Below are 24,130 nucleotides of genomic sequence, written 5' to 3'. Positions count from 1 at the left end.
CAGCTCAACGCCATCGCGGTGCGCGAACGCAGCAATGCGCTCGCCGTGCTGGTGACGCATATCCTTTCCGCCTATCAGCGCCTCAAGGCGCAGCGCTCGCTGCTCGACTATGACGATCTGATCGGCAAGACGCGCTCGCTGCTCGACCGGGTCGACCCGGCCTGGGCGCTCTACAAGCTCGACGCCGGCATCGACCACATCCTGCTCGACGAGGCGCAGGACACCAGCGCGGCGCAATGGGCGATCCTGCGCCGCCTCGCCGAGGAATTCTCGGCCGGCGAAGGCGCGCGCGAGCTCAGGCGGCCGCGCACCGTCTTCGTCGTCGGCGACGAGAAGCAGTCGATCTACGGCTTCCAGGGCGCCGCGCCACGGCATTTCGGCGAGGAGCGGGCGAGGCTCGGCCAGCGCCTGCGCGAAGCCAAGCAGCGCTTCGCGCCGATCAGCCTCAACACCTCCTTCCGCTCGGCGCCCGACATCATGCAGGCGGTCGATGCCGTCTTCGCGCCGGAAGCGCATTGGCGCGGGCTGGTCTTCGATGGCGGGGCCGGCCCCGAGCGGCACGACACGGTCAGGCAGGCGGCGATCGGCGCCGTCGATCTCTGGCCGATCTCCGCCGACGATGCCGGCGAAAAGCCCGATGCCTGGACGACGCCGGTCGACGCGCCGGAGCGCCGCGCCGGGCTGGTCAAGCTCGCCGCCCGCATCGCCGAGGTGCTGAAGCGCTGGCAGGATGCCGGCCGCGACGATCTCGGCCGGCCGTTCAAGCCGGGCGATGTGATGATCCTGCTGCGCCAGCGCGGCGCGCTGTTCGAGGCGATCGTCAAGGCGCTGAAGGATCGCAACGTGCCCGTCGCCGGGCGCGACCGACTGACGCTCGCCGAGCACCCGGCCGTCGAGGACCTGGTCGCGCTCGGCCGCGCCATCCTGCTGCCGCAGGACGATCTTTCGCTGGCGATCACGCTGAAGACGCCGCTTTTCGGCCTCGCCGACGACGACCTGCTGCGCTTCGCCCCGGAACGGAAGGGATCGCTGCGCGAGGCCTTCCAGGCCGCGGCGGAGAACGAGCCGCGCTATGCGGCGATCGAGGCAAGGCTGACCGAACTCGCCGAGGATGCCGGACGCAACGGCCCGTTCCGCTTCTTCGCCGGCCTGCTCGGTCCCGGAGGCGGGCGCAGCCTGGCACTGGCAAGACTGGGGCCGGAAGCCGGCGACGCGCTCGACGCTTTCCTCAGCGCCGCGCTCGACCATGAGCGGCGCTACGGGCCTTCGCTCGCCGGCTTCCTGCACCATATCGGTGCCGTCGCGACGCAGGTGAAGCGCGACCTCTCGGCCAGCGCCGGCGAGGTCCGGGTGATGACGGTGCACGGCTCGAAGGGGCTGGAGGCGCCGGTGGTGATCCTCGCCGATCTCGGCCCGGTTCCCGGCGAGCGGCGGCTGCCGAAGCTGATCGGCGTCGAAGCGCCGGGCAGCGTGCCGGTGCCGATCTGGGCGCCGGCAAAAGCCGGCGATTCGGCTGCGACGCGCGGCGCGAAGGATGAAATCGTCGCGCAAATGATCGAGGAGCATCACCGTCTGCTCTATGTCGCGATGACGCGGGCCGAGGAGCGGCTGATCCTGTGCGGCGTGCAGGCCAAGGGCGAGGCGCCGGAGGGCTCCTGGTACGCCATGGCCGCGCTCGGGCTCGCCGCCTCCGCAAGCGGCCTAAGCGAGGTCGCCGCGCCCGATGGCGAGGGCATGGTCCGGCGCTTCATGGTCTCGCAGCCGCAGGCGCAGGCGGCGCCGGAAGCGCAGGCCGCGCCGGCTCGCGCCGCGGCACCGGGCTGGCTCGCCCGCACGGCCTTGGCCGAGCACGACGCCTTGCCGCCGCTGCGGCCCTCCAACGCGCTCGGCGCCGCCGACGCGGCCGCGCGGCCGGCCGACGGACCGTTCCTCGCCGAAGCCGCCGCGGCCGGGCGGCTGGCGCATCTGCTGCTCCAGCTCCTGCCCGAGATGCCGGCCGAAAGGCGCCGCGACACCGCGCGGGCCCTGGCGGAAGCGCGCGGCAGCAACCTTTCGGCCGAGCGGCGTCAGCGCATCTGCGCCGACGCCCTGGCCCTGATCGAGCAGCCGGAACTGGCGGCGCTGTTTGCAGCGGGCAGTCTCGCCGAAGCGCCGCTTGCCGGCGAAGTCACCCTGCCGGGCGGGCAGAGGCGGCCGGTCATCGGCCGGATCGACCGGTTGGCAGCGACGCCGGACGAGGTGCTGATCGCCGATTTCAAGACCGCGGCGCGCCCGCCGAAGGACGCTGCCGCCTTGCCGGCGACCACGCTGGCGCAGCTTGCCGTCTATCGCCGGCTGATCGGCGAGATCTATCCCGGCCGGCGCGTCCGGGCGCTGGCGATCTACACCGCGACCCTGACCGTGCTCGAGCCGACGGCCGCCGAACTCGACGCCGCCCTGGCGGCATTGGCAGGGTAGCCCTGCTTCACCGTGAGGTGAGCCAGCCTTGACCCTGCCTGCGCCCGTTCATAGCTTCGCAGGCGAATGGCGGCGCGCAAGCCGCCTCGCGAATCGAAAGGCGATGGCCATGGCGACGACGAAAGTGACCGATGCGAGCTTCGAGGCCGATGTCCTCAACGCGACCGAGCCGGTGGTGGTGGATTTCTGGGCCGAATGGTGCGGCCCCTGCCGGATGATCGGCCCGGCGCTCGAGGAGATCGCCGGCGAGCTCGGCGGCAAGGTCAAGATCGTGAAGATGAACGTCGACGAGAACCAGGCGATCCCGGCCCAGTTCGGCATCCGCTCGATCCCGACCCTGATGCTGTTCAAGGACGGCAAGCTGGCCTCGCAGAAGGTCGGCGCGGCGCCCAAGAGCGATCTCTCGCGCTGGATCTCGGCCGCGGTCTGAGCATCTCGACCTGAAACGACGAAAAGCCCGCCCTCCGCGAGGAGGGCGGGCTTTTTCTGTTTCTCGGCGCCTTCATTCCGGACAAGCCGCGCAGCAGCGCCGCTCCGGAATGACGAGCCTCAATAGGGAGGCGAAGCCGCTTCAGCCCTTCGAGCGGTTGTCGAGCGCCCAGGCGCCAGCGCCGGCGAAGACGAGGTAGAGGAAGATGAAGCAGTAGAGGATGGCCGCATCGCCGCCGTTCAGCAGCGGATAGACGCTGCGCGGGGCATGGAACAACCAGTAGGCATAGGCCATCTGGCCCGAAAGGATGAAGGCGACCGGGCGTGTCCACAGCCCGACCAGGATCAGGAGCCCGCCGAACGCCTCCAGGATCGCGCCGAACCAGAACAGCGTGAACATCGCGGGCAGCCCGCTGGCCGGCGCAGCCGGGAAGCCGAACAGCTTTTGCGTGCCATGTGCGATGAAGATCAGTGCCGTGACGATGCGCAGCAGAGCAAGGGTTTGTGGCGCGTAACGGCCGAGGGAGTTCAGGGCTTGCATGCGAGAATGACTTTCCGGTTCAGGCTAGAATTGGAGTAATTTGTTCCAAGCGCTTGTCTTTGCTGGCAAAGAAGCAGAGTTCCTGCTCCGGGGTTGTTGTCGGCTCGCCGTGGACAATCAATTCACATTCTCGTTTGCAGGGCGGTAGGGGCTGGGGGCGGCAAATCCGCCACACGCCGGAAACTTCGCCCCTCGCTCGAGCAGGATGCGAAAAAGTGGGAACCGGTTTTTCGCATGAATCCTGCTCCAAGCTTTTGATAAGAGACGGATTCAGATTTCAGATGGAAGCGCTTCGCGATTCCATCTGAAATCATCCGGCTCTAGCGATGCTGCGACTGGCGCTTAACCCCCCCTTAAAAGCGCCATGTTTGAATCCTGTCTGGAAATTGGCCGGCTCAACTGTCACGAGCCTGCCATGGGGCCTGAACGGGGCGGAATGAACGACCGGACGAGACGGAGCGGAGAGCGGCGCGAGCCCTCATTCGAACCCGCGCGCGACGATTACGAGCGCGACGACGACGAACTGCGCCTGTCAGCCGAGGACCGCCCCTATCGCGGAGGAACGAACCGGGTGGCACCGCGCCAGCAACCGCGCCGCCAGAAGACCGAAGGGCGCGGTGGCCGCCAGCAGCGTCGCAAGCGCGGCTCCTTCTTCGGCCGGCTGTTCTACTGGGGCATCGTCTGCGGGCTCTGGGCCGTGCTCGGGCTCGGCGGGCTGGTCGCCTATCACGCCGCGCAATTGCCGCCGATCCACCAGCTCACCGTGCCGAAGCGGCCGCCGAACATCGCGATCCTGGCGGCGGATGGATCGCTGCTGGCCAATCGCGGCGAGACCGGCGGGCGCACCATCACGCTCGGCGAGGTGCCGCCCTACCTGCCGAACGCCTTCGTCGCCATCGAGGACAAGCGCTTCTACGAGCATTTCGGCATCGACCCGATCGGCCTCACCCGCGCCATGGTCAACAACTTGTCGCGGAGCGGCGGCGTGCAGGGCGGCTCGACCCTGACCCAGCAGCTCGCCAAGAACCTGTTCCTGACCCAGGAACGCACCGCGGCGCGCAAGATCCAGGAAGCGATCCTCTCGCTCTGGCTGGAGCGGACCTACAGCAAGGACCAGATCCTCGAGCTCTATCTCAACCGGGTCTATTTCGGCTCCGGCGCCTATGGCGTCGAGGCGGCCGCCCAGCGCTATTTCAACAAGTCGGCGCGCTCGGTCACCATCGCCGAGGCGGCGATGCTGGCCGGCCTCGTCCAGGCACCCTCGCGCCTGGCGCCCAACCGTAACCCCGAAGCGGCGGAGAAACGAGCCCATCTCGTCATTTCGGCCATGGCCGACCAAGGCCTGATCTCGCAGGCCGCCGCCAAGAGCGCACTGGTCGCGCCGGCCGAGGCGGCCGAGCGCGTCGGCGCCGGCTCGGTCAACTACGCCGCCGACTACGTCATGGACGTGCTCGACGATTTCATCGGCGCGATCGAGGGCGACGTCACCGTCCTCACCACCCTCGACCCGAAGCTGCAGGCCAATGCCGAGACCATGCTGGTCGAGGCGCTGAACGCGCAGGGCGCCAAGCAGAACGTCAGCCAGGGCGCGGTCGTCTCGATGGCGCCGGACGGGGCGCTGCGCGCGCTGATCGGCGGGCGCGACTACACCAAGAGCCAGTTCAACCGCGCCGCGGCGGCCAAGCGCCAGCCGGGCTCGGCCTTCAAGCCCTTCGTCTATCTGGCGGCGCTGGAGAGCGGCCTGACGCCCGACGCGATCCGCGACGATTCGCCGGTCTCGATCAAGGGCTGGCAGCCGGAGAACAACAGCCGCACCTATCGCGGCCCGGTGACGCTGCAGACCGCCTTCGCCCTGTCGCTCAACACCATCGCCGTCAAGCTCAACCAGGAGGTCGGCCCCCGGGAGGTGGTGCGCGTCGCCCAGCGCCTCGGCATCAATTCGGCGCTGCAGGCCAACCCCTCGCTGGCGCTCGGCACCTCGGAGGTGACGCCGATCGAGCTGACCAGCGCCTTTGCGACCTTCGCCAATGGCGGCAACGGCGTGCTGCCCTATGTCATCCGCGAAGTGAAGACGCTCACCGGCAAGGTGCTCTACGCCCGCAAGGGCTCGGGCTTCGGCGAGGTGGTGAAGCCGCAGATCCTCTCGATGATGAACACCATGTTCCACGAGACCATGGTGCGCGGCACCGGCAGCAAGGCCAATCTGCCGGGCTGGGAGATGGGTGGCAAATCGGGCACGACGCAGGATTTCCGCGATGCCTGGTTCGTCGGCTTCAGCGCCCGGCTGGTGACCGCGGTCTGGCTGGGCAATGACGACAACAGCGCGATGAAGCGGGTCTATGGCAGCGGCCTGCCGGGCGAGATCTGGAGCCGGTTCATGAAGGCCGCCCATGCCGGCCAGCAGCCGGCACCGCTGCCGGGCGGGCTCTGGCATAGCGGCCCGAAATCGATCTTCGAGCAAGGCGAGCCTGTCGCCGGGGTCGCGCCGCGTCCGTCGCAGCCCGCGCCCCAAGGCGACCGCGCCTGGGTCCCGCCGCCGCCGCAGGAGAAGAACTTCCTGGAGCGCCTGTTCGGCGGCTGACGCCGAACAGGCGCGTCATTCCCGGGGCTTCGCGCAGCGAAGAGCCTGGAACCCATGAACACGTTGCCTCCAGCGTTTCCCTCGTCATTGCGAGCGCAGCGAAGCAATCTAGGGGGACCTGCCGCCGCGACCTGCCGCTCCTGGATTGCTTCGCCGGCTGAAGCCACCTCGCAATGACGGCAAGCGTCGTGGTCATGGCTTCCGGGCTCAGGCCTTTCGGCCCGCCCCGGAATGACGCGTGGCGCCTTCACGTCCCGCGCGGCTTGGCGCGCATCGTCGGTGGCGCGGCCGCCGGATCGTCCGGCCAGGGATGGCGCGGATAGCGCCCCTTCATCTGCGCCTTCACCTCCGCCCAGGAGCCGCGCCAGAAGCCCGGCAGATCGCGAGTCACCTGGATCGGCCGATGCGCCGGCGAGAGCAGCTCCAGCACCAGCGGCACGCGCCCGCCGGCAAGCGCCGGATGCCGCGCCAGGCCAAACAGCTCCTGTACCCGAACCGAGATCGTCGGCCCGGCCTCGGCGCCATAGTCGACGGCAAGCTGCGAGCCGGTCGGCGCGGAAAAATGCGTCGGCGCCTCGGCGTCGAGCCGGCGCTTCAGATCCCAGGGCAGCAGCGCGGCCAGCGCGCCGTCGAGATCGGCCGGCGTGATCGCGGCAAGCGAGGTGCGGCCGACGATGTGCGGTGCGAGCCAGTCGGCCGCGCCTTCCGCCAGCCCTTGATCGGAAAGGTCCGGCCAGCCGCCGTCCGGCCCCTCGGCTGCGCGCAGGAAGGCGACGCGCTCGCGCAACTGCGCCTGCGCCCGGCTCCAGGGCAGGGCGTCGATGCCGATGGCGGCGATGCCTTTGGCGAGCACCGCGGCGTTCTCGGCCGAAGCCTCGACCGGCAGGGGCCGCTCGGCCAGGACCAGCGCGCCGAAGCGGCGGCTGGCGCGGGCGCGCAGCGCCTTCGCCGTGCGGTCGAACACCGTCTCCGCCTGTTCGGACAGAACCGTGCGAATCAGGCCGGACGCGGCGAGCTCGACGATCTCGGCCTCGGCGATGGCGACGGCGCTCAGGACGCGTGCCTGCGCCGCGCTGCCGGTCATCTCGCCGATGACGAGGAAGGGTTCGCGTGCCAGCCTCTGGCCCGGCTCCAGCGCCGCGCCGCGACCATTGGCGAGCAGGTACTGGCCGGAGCCCGGCTGGCGCGCCTTGGCGACGCGATCGGGGAAGGCGAGCGCCAGCAGGAAACCGGGCGAGAGCGCGCGCTCGCCGCCCTTCGGCACTTTCGCCGTCGCCTGCCGGGCCCAGCCCTCGGCGAGGCGGCGCATCTCGCCGGCGCGGCCGCCGCGCTCGCGCTCGAAGCGTTCGAGCCGCTCGGCGAGATCGAGCGCCTCGCCGCCGAGCCCGCGCTCGACCAGCAGCGCCGCCAGCAGCGCCGCCCGCCCGGCCTCGCCGAAGGCCGCGGCGCCGGTCACCATATGGGCGAGGCGCGGCGGCAAGGGCAGCGCCTGCAACGCCGTTCCGGCGGCGGTGATACGGCCATCGGGGTCGAGCCCGCCGAGATCGGCGAGCAGGGTGCGGGCCTCCTTCAGCGCCGGCGCCGGCGGCGTGTCGAGGAAGGCGAGGGTGGCGGGGTCGGTGACGCCCCAGGCGGCACAGTCGAGCAGCAGCGGCGCGAGGTCGGCCGAGAGGATTTCGGGCCGGGCGAAGGCCTCGAGCGCACCATTGCCGGCCTCCTCCCAGAGCCGGTAGCAGATGCCTGCTTCAGTCCGCCCGGCGCGGCCGCGGCGCTGGTCGCAGGCGGCGCGGCTGGCGCGCTGGGTGACGAGGCGGGTGACGCCGATATCGGGCTCGTAAAGCGGCACCCGCGCCAGGCCTGAATCGATCACCACGCGCACGCCCTCGATGGTCAGCGAGGTCTCGGCGATGGCCGTGGCGAGCACGACCTTGCGCCGGCCGGGCGGCGCCGGCAGCACGGCCCGGTCCTGCTCGGCCTGGTCGAGCGCACCGTAGAGCGGCGCGATCTCGACAGCGGGATCGCGTATCTTCTCGCGCAGCCGCTCCTCGACGCGCCTGATCTCGCCCTGCCCCGGCAGGAAGACGAGAAGCGAGCCTTTCTGCTCGTTCAGCGCCAGCAATGCCGCTGCGGTGACCTGATCCTCGATGCGCTTCAGCGGATCGCGGCCGAGATAGCGCGTCTCGACGGGAAAAGCGCGGCCCTGGCTCTCGACCACCGGCGCCTGCCCGAGCAGGCGCGCGACGCGGGCGCCGTCGAGCGTCGCCGACATCACCAGGATGCGCAGATCCTCGCGCAGGCCGCTCTGGGCGTCGAGCGCCAGCGCCAGACCGAAATCGGCATCGAGCGAACGCTCGTGGAACTCGTCGAAGAGCACGGCGGCAACGCCCTCCAGCGCCGGATCGTCGAGGATCATCCGGGCGAAGACGCCCTCGGTGACGACTTCGATGCGCGTCTTCGGGCCGATCTTCGAGCCGAGCCGGACCCTTAGGCCGACGGTCTCGCCGACGCGCTCGCCCAGCGTCTGCGCCATGCGGGCGGCGGCGCCACGGGCAGCGAGCCGGCGCGGTTCGAGCACGACCAGCTTGCCGCCCTTGCCGCCGTCCTTGTCGCCGTTCTTGGCCCAGGGCTCGTCGAGCAGAGCGAGCGGCACGCGCGTCGTCTTGCCGGCGCCGGGCGGGGCGACGAGTACGGCGTTCGGGCGCTCGCGCAGCGTCGCCGCGAGGCGCTCGAGGACGGCATCGATCGGCAGAGGGGTGTCGAAGCGGCGCATGGACGGCATGTGGACCGCAGGCCCGGCCTTGTGCAAGCGTCCGGCCGGCGCGACCGTAAAGGCGGCGGCCTCAGGCGGCCTGACGCAGCCCGATCTCGAAGGGCGTGACCGTCACCGCCCCGGCCTTGACCGAGACCAGCGTGTTGCAGGGCAGCGCCTGCCAGCATTCGCGCGCCGCATCGACCGGCTCGGAGGCGATCACCACGGCGTCGCCGCGGTCGCAGAGATAGAGCGTCGGCGGCTTCTCGTCGGAGGACCAGCGCACCGCATGGATGGAATCGCCATCGGCGAGCGCTGCGGCGCAGCGCAGCGGCTCGCGGATTCCGGCCTCCTGCATCAGGGCAAACGCGTCGCCGAGCGCGCCTGCCAAAGCCTCGCCGGGAGCGGCCCCTTCGCCCATCCGCGCCAGCGCCAGCAGGAACAGCGCCTCCGAATCGGTGGTGCCGACGCGCGCGCTGTAGAGCGCATCCGGGATCAGGCTCTCGAGCCGGCGCCGGATCAGCGCGTAACCGCCGATCTGGCCATTGTGCATGAAGAGATGCCGGCCATGGACGAAAGGGTGGCAATTGGCCCGCGTCGTCGCCGTGCCGGTCGCGGCGCGGACATGCGCGAAGAACAGATGCGAGCGCACCAGCCGGGCGATCGAGAGCAGATTCTCGTCCGACCAGGCCGGGCGGATCTCGCGATACTGGCCGGGCTCGGGCCGCTCGCCATACCAGCCGACGCCGAAGCCGTCGCCATTGGTGCCGGTCTTGGCCTCCTCGGCGTGCAGCGACTGGTGGATCAGCGAATGGCAGGGCGCGGCGACGAGATCCTCCAGGAACACCGGAGCGCCGGCATAGGCGAGGAAGCGGCACATGGTCGGTCCCGAATCAGGCGCGGCGGGACGCCGCGGGAGGAGAATGTGCGACAAGCATGAATGCCGCCATAACGGCCTCCGGGCGCGGCGGTTGCGACCCCTCCGGGCATCGTTTAACCAGCAAGGCGATCCGATGCAGACAGTCCCGCGCCAAGCGGGCGGGGGGAAGCCTTGAAAGCGATGATGTCGGTAGCGGGCGCGGCCCTCGTCCTCGGGCTCGTTCCGGAAAGCGCGCTGGCCGCCTCAGATATCGGCGGCGCGACGATGAGCCTCGCCTGGGCCCTGCCCTTCGCCGGCATGCTGCTCTCGATCGCGCTCGGGCCGATCCTGTTCCCGCATTTCTGGGAGCATCATTACGGCAAGTTCGCCGCCTTCTGGTCGCTCATCCTGCTGGTGCCGCTGATGCTGCTGCGCGGCTTCGACCCGGCGCTGGGCGCGCTGCTGCACACCGCGCTGCTCGAATACATCCCCTTCATCATCCTGCTGTTCTCGCTGTTCACCATCGCCGGCGGCATCCTGGTGATGGGCAATCTGCGCGGCACGCCGGCGACCAATACGGCGCTGCTCGCCATCGGCACGCTGATGGCGAGCTTCGTCGGGACCACGGGTGCCTCGATCATCATGATCCGCCCGTTGCTGCGCGCCAATGACGACCGACGCCACAATGTCCATGTCGTGGTCTTCTTCATCTTCCTGGTCTCGAATATCGGCGGCTCGCTGACCCCGCTCGGCGACCCGCCGCTCTTCCTCGGCTTCCTGCGCGGCATCAGCTTCTTCTGGACGACGACGCATCTGCTGCCGGAAACCAGCTTCGCGGTCGCGATCCTGCTGGTGCTGTTCTATGGGCTCGACAGCTACCTGTTCCGCAAGGAAGGCGGCCTGCCGCCGCTGAAGGACCCGACCCCGGACCGCGCCATCAAGCTCTATGGCCGGGTCAACTTCCCGCTGCTCGGCGGCGTCATCCTCGCCATCCTGATGTCGGCGACCTGGAAGCCGGGGATCGTCTTCGACATCCACGGCGTCCATGTCGAGCTCCAGAACCTCGTGCGCGACGTCGCGCTGCTCGGGCTCGCCTTCCTCTCGCTCATGCTGACGCCGAAGCCGGTGCGCGCCGGGAACGAATTCAGCTGGGGGCCGATCAAGGAGGTCGCCAAGCTCTTCGCCGGAATCTTCGCCTGCATCATCCCGGTGCTGGCGATGCTGCAGGCCGGCAAGGACGGCGCTTTCGCGCCGCTGGTCGCGCTGGTCAGCAATCCCGACGGCAGCCCCAACAACGTCGCCTATTTCTGGCTAACCGGCGGCCTCTCTTCCTTCCTCGACAATGCCCCGACTTATCTGGTGTTCTTCGAGCTCGCCGGCGGCGACGCCCAGAAGCTGATGACGACGGGGGCGCTGACGCTGACCGCGATCTCGGCCGGCGCGGTCTTCATGGGCGCCAACACCTATATCGGCAACGCGCCCAACTTCATGGTCTACGCCATCGCCAAGGACCGGAAGGTCGCGATGCCGAGCTTCTTCGGCTACATGCTCTGGTCCGGCGCGATCCTGATCCCGATCTTCCTGCTGCAGACGCTGATCTTCTTCCGCTGAGATGCCCGACGGTCATTCCGGGACGCCGCGCAGCGGCGGGCCCGGAACCCAAAGCCGCAGAGACGGGCAAGTTTGGCGCGACGCTCGTCTTCTTCCGGTCACCGTCGTGGTCATGGGTTCCAGGCTCGGCCTTCGGCCGCCCCGGAATGACCGTGTGGTTCCGTCGCGAACCGACATGCTCTAAACGAGCGGCGTTCGAGAAAAGAGACGCCGCCCCTATGACCTTGCGCCCCGACACGCTGGCGATGACCGCCGTCCTCGCCATGCTGACGGCGCTCGGGCCGCTCTCGACCGATTTCTACCTGCCCTCGCTGCCGGAAATCGTCCGTGCGCTCGGCACCGATGTCGCCGGCGCGCAAGCGACGCTCTCGGCCTTCCTGTTCGGCTTCGCCGCCGGGCAGCTCGTCTGGGGGCCGCTCTCGGACCGGCTCGGCCGCCGGCCGGTGCTGCTGATCGGGCTTTGCCTGTTCCTCGTCACCACGCTCGCCTGCGCGCTCGCGCCTTCGATCGAGGCGCTGATCGGCGCGCGCTTCGCCCAAGCGCTCGGGGCGTCGGGGCCGATCGTGCTCGGCCGCGCCATGGTGCGCGATCTCTATGACGGGCCGCGCGCCGGCCGCGAACTGGCGCGGATGGGCATGATCATGGGCCTCGTGCCGGCCGTCGCCCCGCTCGCCGGCGGGCTGCTGCAGGACGCCTTCGGCTGGCGCTCGACCTTCCTCGCCAGCCTCGCCTTCGGGCTGGTCATCCTGGCGGTGGTGATCACGATCATGCCGGAGACGATTCGCCAGCGCTCGCCGGAGCGGCTGTCCTTCTTGGCGATCTTCCGCAGTTTCGGCGTGCTGCTGCAGAATCCGGCCTACCGGGTCTATGTCAGCCTGACCTCGCTCGCCTATGCCGGGCTCTTCGCCTTCATCTCCGGCTCGTCCTTCGTGCTGATCGGGATCTACGGGCTGTCGCCCCCGGCCTTTGGCCTGTCCTTCGGCTTCGCCGTGCTCGGCTATATCCTCGGCACCATCCTGGCCCAGCGCCTGGTCGGCCGGCGTGGTCTCGACGGCGTGATCGCGCTCGGCGTCGCCTGTCTCGCCGGTGGCGGCCTGTCGATGCTCGCCTGCGTCGCCAGCGGCTTCGGCGGGGCGCTCGGCGTCGTCGGCCCGATGGCGCTCTATGCCTGCGGCGTCGGGCTGACCATGCCGCAATCGCAGGCCGCGGCGATGATGCCGTTCCCCGACCGGGCGGGGGCGGCCTCTTCCTTCACCGGGCTCTGCCAGATGCTGCTCTCGGGCTGCGTCGGCCTGCTGGTCGGCCATCTGCTCGAGGCCTCGGCGCTGCCCCTGCCGCTGGTGATGTCGGCGATCGGCGTCGCGGCGCTGGTGCTGTTCCGCGCCAGCGCCGCGGCCCGCGCCGCCAAGCCCTGAGCGACCGCGGCCGTCAGTTGCCCATCCGGTCGCGCCATTGCCGCTCGCCGGCGAGGCAGCCGACCCGGGGCGGGCGGGACTGCGCCTTCTCGATCCGCTCCTGCGGCGGCGCCTCGGCGATCTCGCGCACCAGCTTGGTCCGGGTGGCGTCGACGAACTGGTGGCGCTCGCGGATCGGGATGACGAAGGCACCGATGCCGGTGACGACGCAGTCCTCGTAGTAGACGTCGAGATTGTCGATGTCGAAATAGCTCGCCGCCTTCAGCATCACCGGCAGGCCATTGATGCTGATGCCCTTGTCGCGCGCCTCGTCGCGCGCCTGCGTCACCGGCCGGCCGTCATTGTTGGCGCCGTCGCCGGAGATGTCGATGACCCGGCGCAGGGCGGCGACATTGCTCTTCTCCAGCAGGTCGACCCCGAGGTCGATCGCCCCCGAGATCGAGGTGCGCCGGCCGCGCCGCGTCGGGGCCTCGCCCAGTTCCTCGGCGAAGGCGATCGCCGATTGCGGCGTCTCGATCACGGTCCAGGGCTTGACGACGTGCTGGAAGTCGCCACCCGCCCACTCGAAATAGGTGACCGCGATCTTGCCGAGCGAGCCCTTGGCGATGGCCTCGTGGAGCTGGCGCGAGCGGAAGGCCTCGATATAGCCGTTGCGCTGCAAGGCGAGCTCGTCGAGATCCATCGAGTAGGAGACGTCGACCGCCAGGACCAGCGCGACATCGACCTCCTCCGGCGGGGCAGCTGCCGGCTGCGCATCGGCGGCCGCGGCCGGCCAGAGGGCGGCAGCCGAGAGACCCAAGAGACCGAACAACCAAGGCCGCATCGCCACCTCCGTCACCTGTCGTCGAAGCGTGACGCCGGAAAGCGGGGCAATTCGGGCGAAGGCGGGCTTCAAACGAATATCGCGGAAGTCTGCGCCCAGTTTCGGGCCGCGCCAAGAGCGAATGCGGCGCAGGTCAGGGCATGTTCCGCAAAAGTGAAAACCACTTTTGCGATCAGAACATGCTCAAGATATTGATCCGGCTCGAATTCTTGTCGGCCGGCCGATTCCGGCCGAACGGAAGCGCGCTACACGAAGCGGCGCTTTTCCACGATGGAGAGCGCCGCCGCGAAGGCCTCGTCCACGCCGAGCGCCGAGGTATCGAGCAGAATCGCGTCCTCGGCCGCCTTCAGCGGTGCGTCGCCGCGACCGCTGTCCCTGGCGTCGCGCCGGCGGATATCGGCGAGGATGCCCTCGAATGCGGCAACCTCGCCGCGGGCTGAGAGCTCCTTGTGCCGCCGCGCCGCGCGCACCTCCGGCGTCGCGGTGACGAAGAGCTTCACGGTGGCGTCGGGGCAGATCACCGTGCCGATGTCGCGCCCGTCCAGCACCGCCCCGGACGGCGCCGCGGCGAAATCACGCTGCCGGTCGATGAGGGCGCGCCGCACGGCGGGAATCGCGGCGACGACGGAGGCGGCCTCGCCGATCTCGCGGCCGCGCAGGCCGGCCTCGTCGAACGCCTTCTCGTCGAAGCCTGCGGCGGCGGCCGCCGCGGCCTGCGCATCGTCGAGCCCGAGGCCGGCATCGAGCATGGCGCGCGCCACCATCCGGTAGAGCAGGCCGGTATCGAGATAGGGCAGGCGGTAATGCGCCGCGAGCCGGCGCGCCAGCGTGCCCTTGCCCGAGGCCGCCGGCCCGTCGACGGCGATGACGAGGCGTCCGGTCTTCGCTGTCGGGGTTTGTTGCGGAGGGACCACGGGCATCTCTGGGCTGTCGGCAGGGCGGCGAACCTTTAGCGCGCTTTCCGTTCGGCTGGAATCGGCCGAACGGAAAGAATTCGCGCCGGAGAGCATGTCCCGATCGCAAAGCCGGTTTCCAGTTTTGCGGAACATGCTCAAGAGCATGACGCGAGGAAGCGGGTGCGGGTTTTCGCGGCATGCCAAGCGGCGGGGCGGCAGCGGGTTTTTCGCCTTCGGGCGCGACCGTCCGATGACGGCCCGACGCGGCGCGGCGCCCCGGCAAGGGGAGGCGGCTTTCCCGGCGAAGGGGCCGACATCCGCCGCCGCGCAAATCAGCATTTGACAGGCGCGTCACGCCCGACTAACGGACGCCCCTGCTTTTCAGAACCCTCCGCACGAAACTCGAAGGTCCGACGCCGTGGCGAAAACGGAACTTGGTACCAAGCGCGTTTGTCCCGTGACAGGCCGCAAATTCTACGATCTCGACAAGGATCCGATCGTCTCGCCCTATACCGGCCAATCCTATCCGCGCTCGGTGTTCGAGCCGCAGGCCAAGGCCGCGGCCGCCCCCAAGCCGGCCGATGACGAGGAAGAGGCCGAGGTCGCCGACAGCGCGGTCGAGCTCGTCTCGCTCGACGAGGCCGATGCCGATACGGCCGAGAAGCAGCCGGTCGTCACCAGCGACGACGACATCGAGATCGAGGATGACGGCGCCGCTACCGACGACGACACCTTCCTGGAAGAGGACGAGGAAGGCGACGACGATGTCGCCGACCTGATCGACGGCGACATCGAGGGCGACGAGGACGCCTGAGCCCATGCCGACGCCGAATGTCGATAAGCGACATTCGGCTCACATTGGTGCTTGAGTCTTGGCGCAAGCCTGCCTATAGAGCGCTTCGCCGCTGCCGCGGCGGACCGCGACAGGCTCCAAGGAGCCCGCGATCTTCAAGGAATACCGGCCACTCCCCAAGGCGGCCGGGCCAGTGGGGCCATAGCTCAGTTGGGAGAGCGCTTGAATGGCATTCAAGAGGTCGGCGGTTCGATTCCGCCTGGCTCCACCATCTCCTTCCAAGTCATCGACATTCTGAAAAATCGTTAGATTGCAGCGTCTTGGCGCGCTGTTCGGTACACATGCGCGGTCCATGACGGCATGCGAACCACGGCCAACTGTTCGTTGAGCGGTCGTTCGGCAGCATCGGCCAGCCACCAACCGGCCGCGCAACAATGCGCAGCGCTCGAACACTCGGCGCGCTTCATTGTGATGTGCTCGGGGCCATGCGAAGCTTACGCTGGACCAACGCGTGGGCTGGCGTCGCTTTGTGATCCTGGCCGTACATGAACAGGCGCTCATGGCGAAACAAGCAAATCGAGGGCTCGACCAGTCGAAGCGCGCCCCGAGAGCGAGGCGCGAGCGTATCGACGAGACAGCCGATGCCAATCCCGCTCCTGCGATGACCATCCCTGTCGTCGGTATCGGCGCCTCGGCAGGTGGCATCGAGGCGCTGGGCAGCTTCTTCGATGCCATGGCGGCCGACAGCGGCTGCGCCTTCGTCGTGGTGCTGCATCTCGATCCGAAGCGCGAGAGCGAGATGGCCCGGATCCTGAGTGCCCGCACGCAAATGCCCGTCGTGCAGGTCGAGGACGGAATGGCGCTCGCGCCCGACCACGTCTACGTCATCGCTCCCGACACCGACCTCAAATTGTCGGGGGGCGGATTGAAGGTGTCGAGACCGTCGGAACCACGCGGTCAGCGGCACCCGGTCGATGTTCTGTTTGCCTCGATCGCGGCGGAGCAGCGCGAGCGGTCTGTCGCGATCGTGCTTTCCGGAACCGGAAGCAACGGCACCGATGGGTTGAAGGAGATCCGCGCCGAAGGCGGCATGAGCCTGGTGCAGGCGCCGGAAACGGCCAAGTTCGACGGCATGCCGAGGAGCGCAATCACGGCGGGACTCGCCGACCAGGTGCTCCCGCCGGAAAAGATGCCGGAGGCGCTCCTCGCCTATCTCCAGCACGACTATGTCTCCGCTCCTGCCGCAGTCGAGCCCAGCCCTTCGCGAAGCGAAGCAACGATCGAGCAGGTCCTGGAGGTCTTGCGCGCCCGCAACGGACATGATTTCGGCAGCTACAAGCGCAACACGCTCAGGCGGCGCATTCATCGCCGGATGGGGCTCCGGAACATCGAGACCCTCGCCGACTATCTCCACGACCTACGGAACAATCCGGACGAGGTCGCCACGCTGGTCGCCGATCTGATGATCAGCGTCACCGGGTTCTTCCGTGACCCGGAGGCATGGAAGGCGCTCGGCGAGCTGGTGATCTCGCCCCTCGTCGCCGAGCGGGAGAATGGCGGATCGGTTCGGGTCTGGGTTCCGGCCTGCGCGACGGGAGAGGAAGCCTATTCCATCGCCATGTTGGTGACCGAGCAGGCGGAAGCGGCCGGAAAGCGCTTCGACCTGAAGGTGTTCGCCACGGATGCGCAGGAGGATAACCTGCGCAAGGCGCGCGACGGCATCTATCCAGCCGCTGCGCTCGCCGGCTTTCCCCCCGAACGGGTCCGGCGCTTCTTCGAAAAGCTCGACGGCTCCTTTCAGGTCAGCAAGGAGCTTCGCGATATGGTGGTCTTCGCGGCGCATAACCTGCTCCGCGATCCGCCGTTCTCGCGCCTCGACATCGTTTCATGCCGCAATTTCCTGATCTATCTGGAGCCGGAGGCGCAACGGCGCATCATCGCCCAATGCCATTTCGCCCTGCGTCCGGATGGGCATCTGTTTCTCGGCAACGCCGAGACGATCGGGCGCCATGACGACCTCTTCGAAACGGTTTCGAAGAAATGGCGCATATACGGCCGGACCGGGCCGACGCGGCATGATCTCATCGATTATCGGCTGCCGCGAGGATCGGCCGGAACGGCAATCGGCGAACCAATGCCACTGCCTTCCGAAATCGCCTCCGCGCCCGTCGCCGACATCGCAAGGCGGGCCCTGCTGGAGCGCTACGCCCCCGCCTCCGTGCTGATCGACCAGAAGGGCCGCGTCGTCTACTTCCACGGCACGACGCACGACTATCTGGAGCATCCGTCAGGGGAGCCGACCAGGGACCTGCTGGCCATGGCGCGCGACGGATTGGCCCTGAATCTTCGTGGCGCGATACGTGAGGCTACAAAAGGCGACAAGAGCGTCACGGCCTATGGCCGCCTGCATCGGAACGGATCGTCTCAGGACGTCGCCATGACGGTGATGCCGCTGCCCGCCTCGCCGCAAGGCGGCAAACTCGTTCTGGTCAGTTTCGCATCGGGGGGACCGACCAGCGCTTCCAACCCGCCGCCCAGCGGGAATGATGCCGGGGAAACCAACTCCGGCGAGCGCGCACTTCAGGAGGAACTGGACTCGATGCGCGCCGAGTTGCGCAACACGATCGAGCATCTGGAGACCGCCAACGAGGAGCTAAAAGCGTCGAACGAGGAAGCCACCTCGATGAACGAGGAGCTCCAGTCCACCAACGAGGAACTGGAGACATCGAAGGAAGAGATGCAGTCCTTCAACGAGGAATTGACCACCGTCAACAGCCAGCTTCAGCACAAGATCTCCGAACTGGAACGAACCGGCAACGACCTGAACAACCTGCTGGCAGGGTCGGAGACGGCGACGCTGTTTCTGGACAGCAAGCTTGCGATCAACTGGTTCGCGCCGGCGACGAAGGAGCTTTTCGATCTCGTAACGACGGATATCGGCCGGCCGATCGCGCATTTCGCGCGGAAATTCTCCGACGTGAACCTGCTCTCGGATGCCGAGACGGTGCTCAAGAAACTCACCACCATCGAAGCCGAGGTCTTAAGCGATGCCGGGCGCTGGTACCTGCGGCGCATGCTCCCCTACCGCACGCGCGACAACCACATCGCGGGTGTCGTCGTCAGCTTCAGCGACATCACCGAGCGCCGGAGCGCCGCCGAAGCGGTCGACAACGCGCGGGTCTATGCCGAAGCCATCGTCGGGACCGTCCGGCAGCCCCTGCTCGTCCTCGACAGCGGACTGCGCGTCCAGTCGGTCAATCCGGCCTTCTGCGAGCTGTTCGGCGTCGCTGCGAAGGAAGCCGAAAATCGCCTCCTCTATGACCTCGGCAACGGGCAATGGGACATTCCTTCCCTGCGGGCCCTTCTCGACAAGGTGCTGTCGAAGAACAAGGAGGTGATCGGCTACGAGGTCGAGCACGAATTTCGCGACCTCGGCCGACGCCGCATGGTGCTCAACGCCCGCAAGCTCACGCAAGGCGATGGTCGCGACGAACTGATCCTGCTTGCCATCGAGGACATCACGGAGCGCAAGGAACGCGAGAATGCCAACCGCGCAAGCGAGCAGCGCCTGAAGGACCTTATCGAAGCGCTCCCAGGCGCGGTCTACACCACCGATGCCGAAGGCCGGATCACGTCCTACAATCCGGCCGCCGCCGAGTTGTGGGGCCGAGATCCGGAATTGGGTACGGATGAATGGTGCGGGTCCTGGCGCATGTTTTGGCCGGACGGCACGCCTTTGCCGCATGGCGAATGCCCGATGGCGATTGCCCTGAAAGAGGACAGAGCGATGCGGGGGGTGGAAGCCGTCGCCGAACGACCAGATGGCGTCCGAGTTCCGTTCCTTGCCTATCCGTCCCCCTTGCGCGACGACTCGGGCAAGCTCACTGGCGCGGTCAACATGCTGGTGGACATTACCGAACGAAAGCGGGCCGAAGAACTTGCGGGCCGTCTCGTCGCAATCGTCGAGTCATCCGACGACGCCATCATCAGCAAGACCCTCGATGGCATCGTCACGACATGGAACAGCGGGGCGGAGCGGCTGTTCGGGTATGGCGCCGATGAGATGATCGGCAAATCGATCATGACCCTGGTGCCGGCGGACCGCCGCGACGAGGAGCTGGACATCCTCGACCGCCTCAGCAGGGCCGAACACATCCAGCACTACGAAACGGTCCGCCAGCGCAAGGACGCGAGCCAGGTCTGGGTCTCCTTGACGCTGTCGCCGCTGGGCAATTCCAGGGGGCGGGTCGTCGGCGCGTCCACGATCGCGCGGGACATGACCGAGCGCCGGCGTGCGGACGAGCATCGGAAAACGCTGATGGCCGAGCTCAACCATCGCGTCAAGAATACGATGGCGGTCATCCAGTCCATCGCTTCGCAAACGCTCGGCCACGCATCGTCGCTGGACGAGGCGCGCGATACATTCAGGGCCAGGCTGATCAACCTGGCGCAGGCGCATGACGTGCTGACTCGCGAAAGCTGGCAGAGCGCAAAGCTGGCGGAGATCATGACCGACACGCTCAGGCCGCATGCGGGCGGAGAAGGCCGGTTTCAGGTCGCCGGCCCGGAGATTCGACTTGCACCGAAAGCCGCGCTGGCGATCTCCATGGCGGTGCACGAACTCAGCACCAATGCTGCGAAGTACGGCGCGCTTTCCTGCGAGAGCGGCCAGGTCACGATCAATTGGCTGATCGAGGGGGAACAGGCCGGCCGCCGGTTCATCCTGCATTGGCGAGAGACCGACGGGCCTCCCGTCACCCCGCCAACGCGCAAGGGCTTCGGCTCCCGCCTGATCGAGCGTGCCCTGGCGGCGGAACTTGGTGGCGAAGTAAGCGTTGAGTACGAGCCCTCCGGCCTTGTGTGCACGATCGTCGCGCCGCTGCCCGCCGGGCGGGAGTTGCTGGGGGAACAGCGTGACGAAGCAGGGGACGAGACAGATTCTGATCGTCGAGGATGAAGCCCTCATCGCCATGCATCTTGAAGACCTGCTGTCGGAGATGGGACACCATGTGGTCGCCTGCCTCGCACGGGTCGATGAGGCAACGACGTGCGCGGAGCAGGCAGACATCGACTTCGCGATCCTCGACATCAACCTGGGTGGGGCGAAGTCCTTCCCCGTGGCAGAGGTTCTGCGCCGGCGCCGCATTCCATTCGTATTCGCCAGCGGCTATGGCAGCGACGGCCTCGCGGAGGAATTCCGCGACGAAGTCACCCTGCAAAAGCCCTACGAGCCTCGACAACTGGAGCGGGTGATCACCGAGGCGTGCGCGCGCGCCAGCGGTTGAGCACACCCCCGCTCACTTGCCGGCCTTTTCAACCTGCCGCTTCCGGCGTGATCCAATCCTGCTCGACCAGATTCCGCAATTTATAGGCGCGGTCGAGCGCCTGCCGGCTCGCCGCCTGCCAGGAGGCCGAGAGGCAAGGCTCCGCCGTATAGGTGTGCTCGGCCATCTGCAGGCAGAACTCGGCCCGTTCGTTGAGAAACCTCACGGCAGAGCGCATCACCCGTTCCATCTTGTCGAACTGCGCGAGTGCCATGGTTTCGGCGGTGTAGCTGTGGCCGATATGGCAGCCGAATTTGGTTATCGGGCCGACCGCGGAGCTGCGCAGGGCGCCGCCGCATTCGGGACAGGTGATCGCGGTGGGCCGTTCGAACGGTCCGCCCTCGATCTGGGGTGCGTGTTCGATCTCCGATTGCAATGGTCTGATCGGCATGGCCTCCTCCTTTCCTTCCTTTCCGGCGGCCAGTTCAGCGAGCAGTTCGGGCATATCCGCAAGGCACAGGCAGTAGTCGAGCGCGACATGCTCTGCGGCACTTTTCGGCATGCCCGGATAGGCGGCGTCGTTCGGGTCCTGGGCGACCGCGATGCCGCCGCGCCGGGCGATCTCGAAAAGGCCGAGCGTTCCGTCGTTGAGGTTCCCGGTCAGGATAACGCCCACGGCGACCCGGCCGAAGCTTTCGGCGACGCTCCGGAAGAGCGGGTCGATGGCCGGTCGCGCGCAGTTCACCTTCGGGCCGCGCGATAGTCGCAGCCGCCCGTCCACGACGATCATGTGGCGGTCCGGAGGCGCTACGTGGATATGCCCCGGCAGGATTGGTTGGCCGTCTTCAGCATGCTCGGCAGGAAGCGGCCCGGCCGCGCTCAGGAGCCGCGGCAGTTCGCTCGGCTGCGCCCCGATATGCAGCACGACGAGGATCGGCGCGGGGAATGTTTCCGATAGCCCGGAGACCAGGCTGCGCAACGCGCTCACCCCGCCAGCCGATGCGCCGATTGCGATGATAGACGAGCGTGCCATGACGAACTCACGCGGATCACGCCCTCAACGCATCGCAGCGAGAGAAGTTCGCCATCGCCCGCAACAGATTGGCCGCCTGCCTCCGCCAGCCGCGCGGACTGGTCCCTATTCGCGGTGCATCGCTGCGTACTCTGCTAACCGCGAACCCCGATCCTTTGCCCGATCTGCCGGCACGGCGGCGACAAAATGGCGATTCCGTGTCAAACGGCCCCAAGCGCCGGAAGCGGCACCGGTCAACGATCGGCGGCGCGTTCATGCTCGTGTCACCGGCGGGGGCGCACTTGACGCGTATCCGCTCCACGGCTTTTGTGGCCATCTATCTACAGGGAAAGGATTTTTCATGCGCGCCCTCATCATCGCCGGCGTCCTCGCCGCCGGGCTCGCCGGCTGCCAGACCGTCGAGCAATCGGCGGCGGAAGCCGACACCGTCTGTATCGACGCCGGCCATCGCCCCGGCACGCGCGCCTTCGAGCGTTGCCGCAGCGATGTCTTCCAGAGTTTCCGCCGCTCCAACGCGCAGGCCAGCAACGCGGTCGCGGCCGGCGTCGTCGCCGGCGCGGTCGGTGGTGCGGTCATCGCGGCCTCGTCGCGCTCGCGCTATTACGGCTATGGCTACGGCTGCGGCTATTACGGCTGCTGGTAGGCCCTTCACGGCGCCGCGCGGGGGCAGCCGGCGCGGCGCCGTTCCACCTTCCCCGAGAATGTTGCGCATGCCGGCTTGCGGGGCCCGCCACCGCCCGGCTATATCGACGGGCGCGCGGGCGTAGTTCAGTGGTAGAACGTCAGCTTCCCAAGCTGAATGTCGTCGGTTCGATCCCGATCGCCCGCTCCAAATACCCTTCAGGATGCCAAGGGCCTCAGCGCCGGCTCTAGCAGAAGTCGAAATCGACCCCTTCGTCGGCCTGGAGGACATGCTCGTCATAGAGCCGGTCATAGCCGCGGCGTTGCACAGGGACCGGGGTCGGCAGGGCCTGCCGGCGCGCTTCCAGCTCCGTCTCGTCGACCAGCAGGTCGAGGCGACGCTCGGCGACGCTGAGCCTGATCCGGTCGCCGTCGCGAACCAGCGCCAGCGGGCCGCCGATCGCCGCTTCCGGCGCGACATGCAGCACGATCGCGCCATAGGCGGTGCCGGACATGCGCGCATCCGATATCCGGACCATGTCCTTGACGCCCTGCTGCGCGAGCTTGCGCGGGATCGGCAGATAGCCGGCTTCCGGCATCGCCGCGGCGCTTTTCGGCCCGGCGTTCTGCAGGACGAGGATGTCGTCGGGCCCGACATCGAGGTCCGGGCTGTCGATGCGGGCGGCAAGATCCTCCAGCGAGGCGAAGACCACGGCGCGGCCTTCATGCTCGAGCAGGCGCTTCTCGGCGGCCGCGCGCTTGACGATGGCGCCGCGCGGGGCGAGCGAGCCGAACACCGCGACCAGTCCGCCATCGGGATCGACCGGGTCCTGGCGGGTGCGCACGATGGTGCGGTCGACCTGGTCGGCGAGCGGCGCGTCGATCAGCTCGCCCAGCGTCCTGCCGGTCACGGTCAGGCAGTCGAGATGCATGAGGTCGCGCAGTTCCTTCAGCACGGCCGGCACGCCGCCGCCGGCGAAGAAATCCTCCATGTAATTGGCGCCGACCGGCTTCAGGTTGACCAGCACCGGCGTCTCGTCGGAAAGCGCGTTCAGCCGGTCGAGATCGACCTTCACCCCGGCCCGGCGGGCGATCGCGGTCAGGTGGACAACGGCATTGGTCGAGCCCGAGATCGCCAGCAACATGCGCCAGGCGTTCTCGATCGCCTTTGCGGTGACGATCTGCCGGGGCAGCAGGGTCTGCGTTCCGATCAGCGCGACGGCGCGCTTGCCGCTCTCCTCGGCGCAGCGCAGGCGGTCGGCATGGACGGCGGGAATCGCGGCGGAGCGCGGCAAGGCGAGGCCCAGCGTCTCGGCGATGCAGGCCATGGTCGAGGCAGTGCCCATCACGGCGCAGGTGCCGGCCGTGGTCGCGAGCCGTCCCTCGACGGCGTCGATCTCCTCCCGGTCGATCTCGCCGGCGCGGAAGCGGGCCCAGAAGCGCCGGCAATCGGTGCAGGCGCCGAGTCGCTCGCCCTTGTGGCGTCCGGTCGACATCGGCCCGGCGACGAGCTGCACGGCCGGCACATTGGCCGAGAGCGCCGCCATCAGCTGGGCCGGCACGGTCTTGTCGCAGCCGCCCATCAGCACGACCGCGTCGATCGGCTGGGCCCGGATCATCTCCTCGGTGCCCATCGCCATCAGGTTGCGGAATTTCAGGCTGGTCGGGTTGAGGAAGACCTCGCCGAGCGAGATCGTCGGGAACTCGACGGGGAGGCCGCCGGCCATCAGCACGCCGCGCTTCACCGCCTCGAGCAGTTCCGGGAAATGCCGGTGGCAGTTGTTGAAGCCGCTATAGGTGTTGGCGATGCCGACGATCGGCCGTGCCAGCGCCTCGTCGGAATAGCCCATGGAGCGGGCGAAGGAGCGGCGCAGATAGGCGGAAAATTCGGGGTCGCCGTAATTGGTCAGCCCACCGGCGATGCCGTGTCGCTTCGGTTCGGTCTCGCTCATTCCGCTGCACCATCATCCGTCGAGGGGGCGTGCTGCCCATGCGGCGCCGGCGGTCGCCGGGCCAGCTCGGGCATTGTGCACGGATTCGTCCCGAGGTGTTCGCCCG

Annotated in this window: 16 protein-coding genes and 2 tRNA genes; 11 read left to right on the top strand and 7 right to left on the bottom strand. The window is 68.3% G+C overall.

Annotated features, from left to right (window positions below):
* Together V6M56_RS13685 and trxA are read left to right on the top strand one after the other, a co-directional pair.
* On the top strand, positions 1-2,457 hold a 2,457-nt coding region (locus tag V6M56_RS13685), incomplete at its 5' end, for a UvrD-helicase domain-containing protein (protein ID WP_332684540.1).
* A gap of 109 nt (positions 2,458-2,566) precedes the next feature.
* Positions 2,567-2,887 carry a thioredoxin gene (gene trxA, locus V6M56_RS13680; protein ID WP_332684538.1) on the top strand — a complete coding sequence of 107 codons (321 nt, stop codon included), beginning with the start codon at positions 2,567-2,569 and terminating at the stop codon, positions 2,885-2,887.
* Between the two features lie 141 nt (positions 2,888-3,028).
* Here trxA and V6M56_RS13675 read toward each other — a convergent pair whose 3' ends face one another.
* Positions 3,029-3,427 (bottom strand): DoxX family protein, encoded by a 399-nt coding sequence (locus V6M56_RS13675; RefSeq protein WP_332684537.1) that lies wholly within the window; start codon positions 3,425-3,427, stop codon positions 3,029-3,031.
* Positions 3,428-3,863: 436 nt separating this feature from the next.
* On the opposite strand from V6M56_RS13675, the gene V6M56_RS13670 reads away from it, so the two are divergent.
* Positions 3,864-6,008 (top strand): transglycosylase domain-containing protein, encoded by a 2,145-nt coding sequence (locus V6M56_RS13670; RefSeq protein WP_332684535.1) that lies wholly within the window; start codon positions 3,864-3,866, stop codon positions 6,006-6,008.
* A gap of 247 nt (positions 6,009-6,255) precedes the next feature.
* Here V6M56_RS13670 and hrpB read toward each other — a convergent pair whose 3' ends face one another.
* Positions 6,256-8,778 (bottom strand): ATP-dependent helicase HrpB, encoded by a 2,523-nt coding sequence (hrpB, locus tag V6M56_RS13665; RefSeq protein ID WP_442881157.1) that lies wholly within the window; start codon positions 8,776-8,778, stop codon positions 6,256-6,258.
* Positions 8,779-8,848: 70 nt separating this feature from the next.
* Positions 8,849-9,637 (bottom strand): class II glutamine amidotransferase, encoded by a 789-nt coding sequence (locus V6M56_RS13660; protein ID WP_332684530.1) that lies wholly within the window; start codon positions 9,635-9,637, stop codon positions 8,849-8,851.
* 183 nt (positions 9,638-9,820) lie between these two features.
* Here V6M56_RS13660 and V6M56_RS13655 point away from each other — a divergent pair, with 183 nt between their 5' ends.
* Both V6M56_RS13655 and V6M56_RS13650 read left to right on the top strand, forming a co-directional pair.
* The gene (locus V6M56_RS13655; protein WP_332684545.1) at positions 9,821-11,227 is read left to right on the top strand and encodes a sodium:proton antiporter; all 1,407 of its coding nucleotides are present in this window, start codon (positions 9,821-9,823) and stop codon (positions 11,225-11,227) included.
* Positions 11,228-11,445: 218 nt separating this feature from the next.
* Positions 11,446-12,642 carry a multidrug effflux MFS transporter gene (locus V6M56_RS13650; protein ID WP_332684527.1) on the top strand — a complete coding sequence of 399 codons (1,197 nt, stop codon included), beginning with the start codon at positions 11,446-11,448 and terminating at the stop codon, positions 12,640-12,642.
* 13 nt (positions 12,643-12,655) lie between these two features.
* On the opposite strand, the gene V6M56_RS13645 is transcribed toward V6M56_RS13650, so the two are convergent.
* Positions 12,656-13,465 (bottom strand): DUF1194 domain-containing protein, encoded by an 810-nt coding sequence (locus tag V6M56_RS13645; RefSeq protein WP_332684525.1) that lies wholly within the window; start codon positions 13,463-13,465, stop codon positions 12,656-12,658.
* A 245-nt stretch (positions 13,466-13,710) separates the two neighbouring features.
* Positions 13,711-14,379, bottom strand: coding sequence for a (d)CMP kinase (gene cmk / locus V6M56_RS13640; RefSeq protein WP_332684524.1), 669 nt, complete (start codon positions 14,377-14,379; stop codon positions 13,711-13,713).
* Between the two features lie 400 nt (positions 14,380-14,779).
* On the opposite strand from cmk, the gene V6M56_RS13635 reads away from it, so the two are divergent.
* From V6M56_RS13635 to V6M56_RS13620, 4 genes are all read left to right on the top strand, one after another.
* Positions 14,780-15,175, top strand: a complete 396-nt coding sequence (locus tag V6M56_RS13635; protein ID WP_332684523.1) for a TIGR02300 family protein — start codon at positions 14,780-14,782, stop codon at positions 15,173-15,175.
* A gap of 174 nt (positions 15,176-15,349) precedes the next feature.
* Positions 15,350-15,425: transfer RNA gene (locus tag V6M56_RS13630), tRNA-Ala, on the top strand.
* Positions 15,426-15,665: 240 nt separating this feature from the next.
* Complete coding sequence (locus V6M56_RS13625; protein ID WP_332684521.1) at positions 15,666-20,111, top strand: PAS domain S-box protein; 4,446 nt, start codon at positions 15,666-15,668, stop codon at positions 20,109-20,111.
* Entirely contained in the window at positions 20,068-20,439 is a 372-nt protein-coding gene (locus V6M56_RS13620) for a response regulator (protein ID WP_332684518.1), read from the top strand. Before V6M56_RS13625 ends, V6M56_RS13620 begins: the two co-directional genes overlap by 44 nt.
* Positions 20,440-20,467: 28 nt before the next feature.
* On the opposite strand, the gene V6M56_RS13615 is transcribed toward V6M56_RS13620, so the two are convergent.
* On the bottom strand, positions 20,468-21,451 hold the full coding sequence (locus tag V6M56_RS13615) for a chemotaxis protein CheB (protein ID WP_332684517.1): 984 nt from the start codon (positions 21,449-21,451) through the stop codon (positions 20,468-20,470).
* A 340-nt stretch (positions 21,452-21,791) separates the two neighbouring features.
* On the opposite strand from V6M56_RS13615, the gene V6M56_RS13610 reads away from it, so the two are divergent.
* Positions 21,792-22,094, top strand: coding sequence for a hypothetical protein (locus tag V6M56_RS13610; protein ID WP_332684516.1), 303 nt, complete (start codon positions 21,792-21,794; stop codon positions 22,092-22,094).
* Positions 22,095-22,208: 114 nt separating this feature from the next.
* Positions 22,209-22,283 (top strand) — tRNA-Gly (locus V6M56_RS13605).
* A gap of 37 nt (positions 22,284-22,320) precedes the next feature.
* On the opposite strand, the gene V6M56_RS13600 is transcribed toward V6M56_RS13605, so the two are convergent.
* Complete coding sequence (locus tag V6M56_RS13600) at positions 22,321-24,024, bottom strand: IlvD/Edd family dehydratase (protein ID WP_332684513.1); 1,704 nt, start codon at positions 24,022-24,024, stop codon at positions 22,321-22,323.
* Positions 24,025-24,130: the final 106 nt, after the last annotated feature.

It is taken from the genome of Allobosea sp. (genome assembly GCF_036675845.1).
Lineage (GTDB): Bacteria > Pseudomonadota > Alphaproteobacteria > Rhizobiales > Beijerinckiaceae > Allobosea.
Note: the sequence above shows the minus strand (reverse complement) of the source record. Positions and strands in the feature narration are given on the sequence as shown.

Bases quoted from the DNA above. Each gene is read 5' to 3' on its own strand.
- V6M56_RS13600 (WP_332684513.1), bottom strand. From the start codon at position 24,024: ATGAGCGAGACCGAACCGAAGCGACACGGCATCGCCGGTGGGCTGACC.
- V6M56_RS13615 (WP_332684517.1), bottom strand. From the start codon at position 21,451: ATGGCACGCTCGTCTATCATCGCAATCGGCGCATCGGCTGGCGGGGTG.
- V6M56_RS13675 (WP_332684537.1), bottom strand. From the start codon at position 3,427: ATGCAAGCCCTGAACTCCCTCGGCCGTTACGCGCCACAAACCCTTGCT.
- V6M56_RS13650 (WP_332684527.1), top strand. From the start codon at position 11,446: ATGACCTTGCGCCCCGACACGCTGGCGATGACCGCCGTCCTCGCCATG.
- V6M56_RS13655 (WP_332684545.1), top strand. From the start codon at position 9,821: ATGTCGGTAGCGGGCGCGGCCCTCGTCCTCGGGCTCGTTCCGGAAAGC.
- V6M56_RS13610 (WP_332684516.1), top strand. From the start codon at position 21,792: ATGCGCGCCCTCATCATCGCCGGCGTCCTCGCCGCCGGGCTCGCCGGC.
- V6M56_RS13645 (WP_332684525.1), bottom strand. From the start codon at position 13,465: ATGCGGCCTTGGTTGTTCGGTCTCTTGGGTCTCTCGGCTGCCGCCCTC.
- hrpB (WP_442881157.1), bottom strand. From the start codon at position 8,778: ATGCGCCGCTTCGACACCCCTCTGCCGATCGATGCCGTCCTCGAGCGC.
- V6M56_RS13670 (WP_332684535.1), top strand. From the start codon at position 3,864: ATGAACGACCGGACGAGACGGAGCGGAGAGCGGCGCGAGCCCTCATTC.
- V6M56_RS13660 (WP_332684530.1), bottom strand. From the start codon at position 9,637: ATGTGCCGCTTCCTCGCCTATGCCGGCGCTCCGGTGTTCCTGGAGGAT.
- trxA (WP_332684538.1), top strand. From the start codon at position 2,567: ATGGCGACGACGAAAGTGACCGATGCGAGCTTCGAGGCCGATGTCCTC.